The sequence below is a fragment of the Paenibacillus sp. A3 genome, from assembly GCF_001399685.1.
Taxonomy (GTDB): Bacteria; Bacillota; Bacilli; order Paenibacillales; family NBRC-103111; genus Paenibacillus_G.
Window position 1 is genome coordinate 1 of record NZ_JTHN01000270.1, and the last position, 10,327, is coordinate 10,327.

The 10,327-nt window shown below is 57.9% G+C and carries 11 protein-coding genes; 7 read left to right on the plus strand and 4 right to left on the minus strand.

Annotation, left to right across the window (positions count from 1 at the left end):
* The first annotated feature begins 120 nt into the window (after window positions 1–120).
* Window positions 121–855, plus strand: coding sequence for an IMP cyclohydrolase (locus tag QJ48_RS32410; RefSeq protein ID WP_054977448.1), 735 nt, complete (start codon window positions 121–123; stop codon window positions 853–855).
* A 13-nt stretch (window positions 856–868) separates the two neighbouring features.
* Window positions 869–2,128: a phosphoribosylamine--glycine ligase gene (purD, locus tag QJ48_RS32415; RefSeq protein ID WP_054977449.1), complete on the plus strand. Its 1,260-nt coding sequence runs from the start codon at window positions 869–871 to the stop codon at window positions 2,126–2,128.
* 66 nt (window positions 2,129–2,194) lie between these two features.
* On the opposite strand, the gene QJ48_RS39305 is transcribed toward purD, so the two are convergent.
* The 4 genes from QJ48_RS39305 to QJ48_RS32430 form a co-directional block, all read right to left on the minus strand.
* Window positions 2,195–2,326 carry a hypothetical protein gene (locus QJ48_RS39305; protein WP_272948177.1) on the minus strand — a complete coding sequence of 44 codons (132 nt, stop codon included), beginning with the start codon at window positions 2,324–2,326 and terminating at the stop codon, window positions 2,195–2,197.
* 101 nt (window positions 2,327–2,427) lie between these two features.
* On the minus strand, window positions 2,428–3,252 hold the full coding sequence (locus QJ48_RS32420) for an ABC transporter ATP-binding protein (protein WP_054977450.1): 825 nt from the start codon (window positions 3,250–3,252) through the stop codon (window positions 2,428–2,430).
* A gap of 178 nt (window positions 3,253–3,430) precedes the next feature.
* Window positions 3,431–4,483 carry an iron ABC transporter permease gene (locus QJ48_RS32425; protein WP_054977451.1) on the minus strand — a complete coding sequence of 351 codons (1,053 nt, stop codon included), beginning with the start codon at window positions 4,481–4,483 and terminating at the stop codon, window positions 3,431–3,433.
* Window positions 4,480–5,490, minus strand: coding sequence for an iron ABC transporter permease (locus QJ48_RS32430; protein ID WP_054977452.1), 1,011 nt, complete (start codon window positions 5,488–5,490; stop codon window positions 4,480–4,482). Before QJ48_RS32430 ends, QJ48_RS32425 begins: the two co-directional genes overlap by 4 nt.
* Window positions 5,491–5,719: 229 nt before the next feature.
* On the opposite strand from QJ48_RS32430, the gene QJ48_RS32435 reads away from it, so the two are divergent.
* From QJ48_RS32435 to QJ48_RS32455, 5 genes are all read left to right on the plus strand, one after another.
* On the plus strand, window positions 5,720–6,721 hold the full coding sequence (locus QJ48_RS32435) for an ABC transporter substrate-binding protein (protein WP_054977453.1): 1,002 nt from the start codon (window positions 5,720–5,722) through the stop codon (window positions 6,719–6,721).
* A gap of 132 nt (window positions 6,722–6,853) precedes the next feature.
* Window positions 6,854–8,212, plus strand: a complete 1,359-nt coding sequence (locus QJ48_RS32440; RefSeq protein ID WP_054977454.1) for a hypothetical protein — start codon at window positions 6,854–6,856, stop codon at window positions 8,210–8,212.
* The gene (locus tag QJ48_RS32445; protein ID WP_054977455.1) at window positions 8,205–8,837 is read left to right on the plus strand and encodes a DUF4129 domain-containing protein; all 633 of its coding nucleotides are present in this window, start codon (window positions 8,205–8,207) and stop codon (window positions 8,835–8,837) included. The genes QJ48_RS32440 and QJ48_RS32445 overlap by 8 nt, the downstream gene beginning before the upstream one ends.
* Complete coding sequence (locus QJ48_RS32450; protein WP_054977456.1) at window positions 8,830–9,963, plus strand: DUF4350 domain-containing protein; 1,134 nt, start codon at window positions 8,830–8,832, stop codon at window positions 9,961–9,963. Before QJ48_RS32445 ends, QJ48_RS32450 begins: the two co-directional genes overlap by 8 nt.
* A 5-nt stretch (window positions 9,964–9,968) precedes the next feature.
* On the plus strand, window positions 9,969–10,327 hold a 359-nt coding region (locus QJ48_RS32455; RefSeq protein ID WP_157261828.1), incomplete at its 3' end, for a MoxR family ATPase.

Here is a 10,327-nt window from a genome sequence, read left to right on the forward strand (position 1 = left end):
TTGTCTGAGATTTTCTACTCAAGGGTTTCTCAACACTCTGCAGGCATTACTCCGTAATGCCTGAGCCTATGCTTACGAAGTGAACATTGCTGCGCAATGTTCTGAGGAGGAGTATTCCAAGTGTCGACGAATAGAGCCGCGCAAGCGGAGCAATATTTTCAAAGTTTGCGGCAAAATGTGTACCCGGGCCGCGGCATCGTGATCGGCCAGACGCCGGACGGCACCCGACTCGTGCAGGTGTACTGGATTATGGGGCGCAGCGAGAACAGCCGCAACCGCGTATTTATCCAGGAGGACAACGGATTTGTCCGCACCGAAGCGAAGGACCCGGCGAAGCTCACCGATCCGTCGCTCATCATCTACTACCCGGTGAAGCACGCGAACGGCGCGCATATCGCCACGAACGGCGACCAGACCGATACGATTCACGAGGCTCTGCTTTCCGGCAGCACGTTCGAAGCCGCGCTGGCCACCCGGACGTACGAGCCGGATGCGCCCAATTTTACGCCGCGCATCAGCGGTATCATCGATGTGAATGATGCGCAATTTGCCTATAAGCTGTCGATCCTAAAATCGAGCGGCAATACGGAGGATCAGACCCTTCGTCATACGTATACGTACGAGAAGGCGCTGCCGGGCTACGGTCACTGCATCCATACGTATGCCGGCGACGGGAACCCGCTGCCTTCGTTCCAGGGTGAACCGGCGCTTGTCCCGATTGCCAGCGACGACGTCCGGCAGATCGCGGATGCCTACTGGCAGGCACTAAACGACGAGAATCGCATCTCGCTGCTCGTCAAAACGGTACGGATCGGAAGCGGGGAAACCGAGCTGCTGATCGTCAACAAAGAATAGGAGGAGCCTGAACGTGCGGATACTGGTTGTAGGCGGCGGCGGCCGCGAGCATGCGATATGCTGGGCGCTGAAGAAAAGCCCCAAAGTCACGGAGCTGTACTGCGCGCCGGGGAACGGAGGCATCGCATCGGTAGCCGAATGCGTCCCGATTCAAGTGAACCAATTCGAGGAGATTGCGCAGTTTGCCATCGACCATACGATCGATCTGGTCGTCATCGGTCCGGACGATCCGCTCTCCGAAGGCATCGTCGATCATTTGGAAGCGAAAGGTCTGACCGTGTTTGGACCCCGCCAAAATGCGGCGATTATCGAAGGCAGCAAAGTATTCACCAAGCAACTGCTGAGAAAATACAACATCCCGACTGCCGCTTACGAATCGTTCGAGCAGTATGAGGACGCGGTCGCTTACCTGCGCGGGCAGCAAGCGCCTATCGTAATTAAAGCGGACGGTCTTGCAGCAGGCAAAGGGGTCGTCGTGGCGCAGACGCTGGAAGAAGGGGAAAAAGCGCTGCACGACATCATGGTTGCCAAGGTGTTCGGCGAATCCGGCAATCAGGTTGTGATTGAGGAGTTCCTCACCGGCCAGGAAATGTCGATTCTCTCCTTCGTTGACGGCGAAACGGTATGCCCGATGGTTCCTGCACAGGACCATAAGGCCGTCTACGATAACGACAAGGGACCGAACACTGGCGGTATGGGTACCTACAGCCCGCTGCCGCACATCCCGCAAGCCGTTATCGACGAGTCGATCGAGACGATTATTAAGCCGACGGCCAAAGCGATGGTTGCCGAAGGGCGGCCGTTCCGCGGCGTCCTGTTTGCCGGTCTGATGCTGACACCGAACGGACCGAAGACGATCGAGTTCAACGCCCGCTTCGGCGATCCCGAGACGCAGGTCGTGCTGCCGCGGCTGAAAACCGACTTGTTGGACATTTTCCTCGCTGCGGTCAACGGAAGGCTGGATCAGATGGAGATCGAGTGGAGCGAGGAAGCGGCCGTTTGCGTCATTTTGGCGTCTGAAGGCTATCCGGCTTCGTATCCGAAAGGACTTCCGATCGAAGGCTTGGAGGACGTGCAGGATTCGATCGTATTTCACGCGGGAACGGCCGTCAAGGACGGCGGAGTCGTGACCAACGGCGGCCGCGTGCTAGGCGTCACAGCGCTTGGCCGGGATATTGCCGAGGCCCGCGCCAAAGCGTATGCGGATGCCGACCGCATCCGTTTCCAAGGGAAGCACAATCGTACGGACATTGCGAAGAAAGCGCTCGTGTAAATAGGGAACCGGGGCAAAGGACTTGAATCCTTTGCCCCGGTTTTTTTGCGTGCGGCGAAGCCCTGCCTACTTTCGTCCGCTTCCTTTGATCATGATTTTGTCCCAATTTCGATAAACGTAAAAAACCGCCCATATCGCTCCGAGCACTAAAATGCCTGACAGCCAATAATCGTGCACGTAATAGGAAAAAGCGCGCAAGGCTATTCCTCCCTGTCCATTTTCGAATTAGTGTTCCCTAACCGAAAAAAAATAAAGCGCCTGACTCCATTGCAGGAGAGGCGCTTTATTCGCTCTCTATACTATTTCCCGGCAACCGCGAGCTTGGGAGCTACCAGAGGCTGCTTGCCTTTGCCGAAAGGAACGACCATCGGCGTGCCGAACAGCGGGTCCTCGACGATTCGCGATTCCAGATCGAACACGCTGCGGATCAAGTCTTCGTTGACGATATCCTGCGGCCGTCCTTCGGCCCAGACTTTTCGGTCTTTGATGGCTACGATGTTATGCGCATAGCGGCAGGCAAGGTTAATGTCATGAAGTACCATGACGATGGTGCGCTGTTCGCTTTCGTTCAGCTCGTACAGCAGATCGAGCACTTCGATTTGGTGCGCCAGGTCGAGGTACGTGGTCGGTTCGTCGAGCAGAATCGTCGGCGTGCCTTGAGCCAGCGTCATGGCGATCCAGGCCCGCTGCCGCTGGCCGCCGGACAAGGAATCCACGGTCCGCTCGGCTAGCGGCTTCATGTGCGTCAGCTCAAGCGCGCGCTGCACCATGGCTTCGTCTTCCTTGGACCACTGCTGGAGCCAGCTTTGATACGGGTAGCGGCCCTGCTTGACAAGCTGCAGCACCGTCAAGCCTTCCGGAGCCGCAGGGCCTTGCGGAAGAATCGCCATGCGTCTGGCGACTTCCTTGGTGGACATCGTCGCGATGTTGCTGCCGTCGAGCACCACTTGTCCGCTCTGCGGCTTGAGCAGCCGGGCGAGAGAGCGGAGCAGGGTCGATTTGCCGCAGCCGTTGCCGCCGATAAACACCGTTATTTTTCCTTTCGGAATTTTGATGTTCAGCTCTTGAAAAATGCACGTATCCCCGTAACAGAGGCACAGGTCGTTTGATTGGATGGCAGTCATAAGATCTTCTCCTTCGGTCTTGAAGCCCGGCGATAAGCAGACATGGCGCAGACGGAACGTTGGTGACCGTTTGCGTTTGGTCGATTACGCCGCTCCGTTTGGTCTAGTCCGGGCTTCTCTGTTTTACATGGTGTCCGTGTCAAGGCTTCACATCGATATCGACAGGTTGATAACGTAATTAACGGTTGCGGCTGCGGTACAGCAGATAAACGAAGAACGGAGCGCCGATGCAGGCGGTGAATACGCCGGCAGGAATATCGAGCGGCGCAAATAGCGTCCGGCCGGCCAGGTCGGAGAGCAGCAGCACGATCGCTCCGATGAGCGCGGATACCGGCACCAGCGCGCCGAAGGCCGGGCCGACGAGCTTGCGGGCCATATGCGGCGCCATCAAGCCGATGAAGCCGATCGCTCCGCCGAACGCTACGGCGGCTCCGCCCAAGGCGACGCTCAGCAGCAGCAGCAGGAACCGCTGGCGCTGGACGGCGCTGCCTACGCTGCGGGCGACTTCTTCGCCAAGCTCCTGGATGTTGACATGCCGCGAATAGACGATAATAAGCGGCAGCAGCACGATAAACCAAGGCAGCAGCGGTGTGACGGACTTCTCCCAAGAAACGCCGTAAATGCTTCCGGTCATGAAGGTAAGCGATTGGTTCGCCAGAACGACGGGACCGGAGATCAGCATCATATACGAGATCGAGCTCATCGCCGCCGCGAAGCCGATGCCGATCAGCACGAGCCGGAGCGGCGTAACGCCGTCTCCTTTCCACGAAAGGGCATAGACGACGAACGTGGCGATGAAGGCGCCGGCGATGGCAAATACCGGAAGCAGATGAATCGTAATTTTGTCCGAGAAAAAGAAAAAGAACGAGACGGCTCCGAGCGTTCCGCCGCCGGTCATGCCGACCGTGTCGGGCGAAGCCAGCGAGTTGCGCACGACGCCTTGCAGAATCGCCCCGGCCACCGCAAGCGATGCTCCGACGAGCACGGCCATCAGAATGCGCGGCAGTCGAAGCGAGCGGACGATCATCTCGCTGGAATCGGCTCCGAAGCCGAAGACCGAACGGACGACTTCGCCCGGCGGGATATAGACGCTACCGATGCCGGTGCTGAGAATCATGACGGCGATCGCGATAAAGAGCAGCAGGAACGTGATGGCCAGCGCTCTTTTGCTGACAAGATACGAGAAAGCTTTTCCGCGGACGGTAAAGTACCGGCTGGATTGACGGCTCATGACAGCTGCCCTCCTTTGCGTGCGATATACACGAAGAAGGGGACGCCGATCAGAGCGGTCGTGACGCCGACGGGAACTTCCTTCGGCATGGCGATGAAGCGGGCCCCGATGTCGGCGCTAACCAGCAGCAGCGCGCCAAGCACGGCGCAGTAAGGCAGCAGCCAGCGGTGGTCGATGCCTACCAGATAGCGGACAATGTGCGGCACGATGATGCCGACGAATACGACCGGCCCCGCTACCGAAACGGCGCCGCCGGCAAGCAGTACGATGACGACGGCCGCTGCGGCTTTGACAAGCAGGGTGCGTTGGCCGAGTCCTTTGGCGACGTCCTCGCCCATCGCCAGCACGTTGATTTGGGGCGAGAGGAGCAGGGCTCCTACTAAGGCTGCGAGCATATAAGGCAGAACAGCGTTAAGCATCTCCATTGTCCGTCCGGCCACCGAGCCGACAAGCCAGAACAACACTTGATCGAACGCTTTGCCGCTGCCGAGCAGGATGCCTTGGGTCAGCGACGCGAAGAAGGCGGTGACCGCCGACCCGGCGAGCGTAATCTTGATCGGGGTCAGGCCGTCGCGGCCGATCGAACCGAGAAAGTACACGCCTCCGGCACTGACGGCCGCTCCTAAGAATGCGATCCAGGTATACTGGGTCATGCCCGAGACGTCGAACAGGGCTACGGATAATACAATGGCAAACGCCGCTCCGGCATTGACGCCGAAAATACTCGGCGATGCGAGCGGATTGCGGGTAATGGCTTGCATCAGCGCGCCGGCTACGGCGAGGCTTGCGCCGACCGCGGCGGCGATGAGTGCACGTGGCACGCGCGCCGTCTGGATAATGATATGATCGTTGGAGCCGTCAAACTGCGTATAGGACGCGATAACGCGGTCCCAAGAATAATAGTTAAGGCCGAACATGATACTGGCCGCCATGGCCAGAGCGAGCAGTATGAGAGCTGCGATCAGGCCGATGATTTTGGAAGAGCGACGATGAAGTGGATTGCGCATAAAAAGATAGCCTGCTTCCTGTCTTAACCTATAGTATGAACGCTTACTTTCATTGTATGAGAACCATTATCAACTGTCAATGAATCTGAGAATCATTATCACAAAATAGTTGACAAGCAAGCGAATGCTCAGTAATATTAACCAAGTAAATGATAATGATTATCAATCATTTGCGGCATTCACAATTAAACGAAGACATCAAGAACAAACAGAAATCAGGAGGTCGCACATGTTTTCCCTTAACCGGTCGTTTCGTCTGAAATCGGCGGCGCTGCTTGCCGTCGTCTTATTGTTGTCCGTCTGGTTGACGGCTTGCGGCCAGAAGCCCGCAGCGCAGCCGGATGCCAAATCCGGAGGAGCCACAGCCCCAGCCAAAGCTGACGGTCCGCGCAAAATCAAGCATGCCATGGGCGAAGCCGAGGTTCCGGCCAACCCGCAGAAGGTCGTCATTTTGACCAACGAAGGAACGGAGGCGCTGCTTGCGCTCGGCGTGAAGCCGATCGGCGCGGTGCAATCGTATACCGGCAATCCGTGGTTCGATCATATCAAAGCCGACATGGAAGGCGTCAAAGCGGTCGGCGGCGAGCAGCAGCCAAACTTGGAGCTGATCGCATCGCTCAAGCCGGATCTCATCATCGGCAACAAAATGCGCCACGAAAAAATTTACGACCAGCTCAAAGCCATCGCGCCGACCGTCTATTCGGAAACGCTGCGCGGCGAATGGAAGGATAACTTCAAGCTGTACGCTGAAGCCTTGAACAAAAAAGCTGAGGGCGAGAAGATCATCGCCGCATTCGACAAGCGGATCGAGGACTTCAAGCAAAAAGCCGGCAGCAAGCTGAGCGAGAAAGTGGCCGTTGTGCGCTTCATGGGAGGCAAAACCCGTTACTACTACGGCAATATGTTTACCGGCGTCATCTTTAAGCAAATCGGCATTGCCCGCTCCGATGCCAAGAACGACGAGAAGGCGTTCGAGGACATTACGAAAGAACGGCTGACGGAGCTTGAAGCCGCCGACCGGGTCATTTATTTCACCTATGAGACCGGCGACGGCAAAGGAACCAAGCAGGAAGAAGAATGGATGAACGATCCGCTCTGGAAAAACTTGAAGGTCGTCAAAAACAATAAAGTGTTCAAAGTGGACGATGTCATTTGGAATACGGCGGGCGGCGTCAAAGCTGCCAACCTGATGCTGGACGGCTTGTACAAAATGTATGACGTGAAGCCTTAAGCACCCATAGCAACACCCGGACCGGCCGTCGAATCAGACGGCCGGTTTTTTGCATTCTGTAATTTATTGGTGCTATCCCGTTGAAAGTTCGTGTATAATGATGTCGAATATGTGGGGCAGGAGGAGCAACCAATGATTTCATTTGAAAGGCCGATGGGGATCGGTGCGATTTTGGACAGGAGCTTTCAGATCTACCGCAAGCATTTTACGGTGACGTTTCTGCTGATGCTGCTGTTTTTCGGCCCGATTTATCTTTTGCAAAACGTAGTGCTCTTCGATGTGAGCAGCGTTTCGCTCCTTCCGGAATCCGGGGAAACGATTGCCGATTCGCTTGACCGCTTCGCCGAAGCTAGCGGATCAGGCGACGAACTGCGTATAGGGTTGCTGTTGTTTTCGTTCTTGCTAATGCCATTGTACATGCTGGCCGTGTTTCCGGCAGCGGTCTCGTCGCAGCTTCACCTGGTACGCGCCGCGGCCGAAGGAGCTTCCGTGGGTTTCAAGGAGCTGTTGAGAAGCTCGTTCTCCCGTTATTGGCCGATGGTAGGAAATACGCTGCTGTTCGGATTGATCCTGGTGGGCGTGTATACGGCGATTTCGACCGCTGTCGTGTTCGGGGTTATTATTGTCGCTGCGGTATCGTTCGGCATCGGGGCTGGCATTTCCGAACTAGGTTCCGACCCATTCGGCAGCAGCATTGTGCTGGTTGTTCTGCTGGTCGGCATGTATTTGCTGGTCGGGTTGCTGGTGATGGCGGGGATCGGCTTTTTCGCCATCCGTTTCGGCTTTTACTTGCCGGTTGTGGCGCTGGAAGGCGCCCGTTCGTCGCTAAGCCGGAGCTGGAAGCTGACCAAAGGGAACTTTTGGCGTATATTTGGCATTTACTTCGTCCTGTCAATCATTTACAGCGTTTTTATGATGGGGACTTATGCGCTATTGATCGCGGTATTCAAATTGTCTCTGCTTGGCCAATTGATTTATATCGTACTGACGCTGCTGATCACGCCGATCTATATGATTCCTTATGCGGTGACGTATTTCGACTTGCGGGTGCGCAACGAGGGAGCGGATCTGGAGCAGATGCTTGCCGCCGGTCAGTCGTACGGGTCATACAGCGGTCAGCCGGGAGAAGCGGGATATGCGGCCGGTTCCGCGCAAGCCGGTGGCTCTGCATATGCTGCGACAGCCGGGGCAGGGCACGCTGTGGAGCCTGTGCAGACGGATAGCTTTGCGCAAACGCCCGGAGCGGAGGGACCCGATACGGGTGCTCAAGCTGCGGAAGCCGTGAAAACGGACGAACCGGCGCAAGAGGCGGCAGCTGAGCACGCGAGCGGAGCTGCGCAGGACCGGGTCGGATCTGACGGGGAAGCTGTCCGCGTTCCGGGCATGATTACGCCTGCCGGACAGGAAGACGGAAGTCCCGTGAACCCGTCGCCGGAAAGCGAGTCTATCGATGCCAACGGTTCGAAGGAGCCGGAGAAGAAAGATGAATAACGGCGATTGGAAAACGGAAAAAAAGCAGCTGGAAAACATTCTGGAACGCGACGAATACACAGCGTATATACAGGGCGACGGACGGAACCCCGTCATCGAGTGGCTGGAGCGGATGTGGCGGAAGGTGCTGGACTTGTTCCCGGACGTGTCCGTTCCGCCCGGCACTCCGAAGGTGCTCGCCTACGTCCTGCTCGGCATTCTGCTTGCCGTCCTTGTGGCGGCCATCGTCTGGCTGGTGCGCAGCCTGATTCTTCTTCGCCGCAGCCGACGGCGCAGCGTGTTCCGCAGCGCTGCGGAGCTGGACCGCTCCTTCGCCGCATTGCTCCGGGAAGCGGAGCAATGCGCAGCGGAGGGGAACTATCCGGAGGCGGTACGCCGGACGTTTCTGGCGATGCTTCTGCTGATGGACGAGCGCGGATGGGTGCGGGCGGAGCGGTGGAAGACGAACCGCGAATATGCCGAGGAGCTGTACGAGCGGCAGCCGGGCGCGCTCGAGTCGTTCAAGCAGGCCGCTTCTTTGTTCGAGCTCGTCTATTACGGAGGCGGCACGGCGGGAGCGCACGAATACGGACGGATGACCGAGCTGTTGGCGCCGTACCGGCGGGAGGAGGCGGGCTATGCTTAAGCGGAACAAGCTGCAGATCGCTTTGGCGGTCAGCATCGTCGCCTTTCTGCTGTTCGGATACGTTCTGGTGAAGCCCGATCTGCCGGATCTTCCTCCGTATCTGTCGACGTCCGCTGACCGCGACGGGACCAAGGCGGTATTTACGCTGCTCAAGGAGCAGGGCGCACCCGTCAAAGCATGGAAGCAGCCTTGGCGGTCTCTGCCAAGCGGGGGGCGTCATAAACTGATCGTCATTCAACCGTATACGCTGGCGGCCAAGGAATGGGAAGAGATCCGCACATGGGTAAGCGGGGGCAATGAGCTTGTGCTGTTTCATGACGCTCCGGAACAATTGGATGAATTCTCCATCACGGAGACAGGGGAAGACGGTTCCAACGCTGTGGCGATCACCGACTTGACAGGGCAGTCGGGTACGGGGCTCAGCGGGAAGGTCGCATCCGCTTACCGCTTGAAGGAAGCGCCGGGCATGAAGCCGCTATTGAAGGATGAGCGCGGCATTATTGCCGGACGCGCCGAAGTCGGGCAGGGCAGCATGACGCTGCTGCTCGTTCCGGAGTGGATGAGGAACGATCGCATTTTGGAGAATTCGCATTTTGAGCTGATCCGGCCATACATACAGACAAGCCCGGAGAGCGGGGCGCTGTGGTTCGACGAGTATCATCACGGGCTTTACGAAAAACCGGGCCTGTTTGCGGTATATCCCGGCTGGCTGCTCGCCGTGCTGCTGCAGCTGTCCCTGGGGGCGCTGCTGTGGCTCTGGATGAAGGGCGTGCGCTTCGGACCCGCCTACACGCCGCGCGAATGGACGGTGCGGCGCGGGGACGAGACGCTGCTCGCTGCCGCAGGGTGGTACGAGCGGCGCGGGCTGGCACGAGAAGCGCTGGCGCACCAAGCGAGATATATCCGCGGTCTCATGCGCGAGCGGTGGGGCGTACGCCTCGATGCGACCGTAACGCAGGCGCTTGCGGCGGCCAAGCCGCATTTAAGCAAGGAGGAGCTGGAGCGGCTCGCGGCGGTGATGCGAAGCTGGGAAGCCGCCGAGGAAGCGGCGAGCTATTCGCCGAAGCAGTTCGAGAAAGACAGCCGGATGGCCGATGGCGTGATCCGTAGATTGGAGAGGGAGTGAGCCGATTGCAGCAGTTGCTGGAACAGATGGAGAAGAGTGTGATCGGACAGCGGCACAATATTCGTCTGCTGCTGACCGCTTTTTTGGCCGGGGGGCATGTGTTGCTGGAAGGGGTTCCCGGGCTTGGAAAAACGAAAATGGTGCGCACGCTTGCCGAATTGACGGACGGTTCGTTCAGCCGGGTGCAGTTCACGCCGGACATGATGCCGAGCGACATTACAGGCAGCGTGATTTTCAATATGAAGGACAACGAATTCCAGACGGTCCGCGGCCCGGTCTTTACGAACCTGCTGCTGGCCGACGAGATTAACCGTACGCCTCCAAAAACGCAAGCCGCCTTGCTCGAAGCGATGGAGGAGCGCCA

What these genes read in the sequence shown, in the direction of transcription:
- QJ48_RS32425 (WP_054977451.1), bottom strand. Translation starts at nt 4,483, where the DNA reads ATGAGCCGTCAATCCAGCCGGTACTTTACCGTCCGCGGAAAAGCTTTC.
- QJ48_RS32450 (WP_054977456.1), top strand. Translation starts at nt 8,830, where the DNA reads ATGCTTAAGCGGAACAAGCTGCAGATCGCTTTGGCGGTCAGCATCGTC.
- QJ48_RS32440 (WP_054977454.1), top strand. Translation starts at nt 6,854, where the DNA reads ATGATTTCATTTGAAAGGCCGATGGGGATCGGTGCGATTTTGGACAGG.
- QJ48_RS32420 (WP_054977450.1), bottom strand. Translation starts at nt 3,252, where the DNA reads ATGACTGCCATCCAATCAAACGACCTGTGCCTCTGTTACGGGGATACG.
- QJ48_RS32445 (WP_054977455.1), top strand. Translation starts at nt 8,205, where the DNA reads ATGAATAACGGCGATTGGAAAACGGAAAAAAAGCAGCTGGAAAACATT.
- QJ48_RS32435 (WP_054977453.1), top strand. Translation starts at nt 5,720, where the DNA reads ATGTTTTCCCTTAACCGGTCGTTTCGTCTGAAATCGGCGGCGCTGCTT.
- QJ48_RS32430 (WP_054977452.1), bottom strand. Translation starts at nt 5,490, where the DNA reads ATGCGCAATCCACTTCATCGTCGCTCTTCCAAAATCATCGGCCTGATC.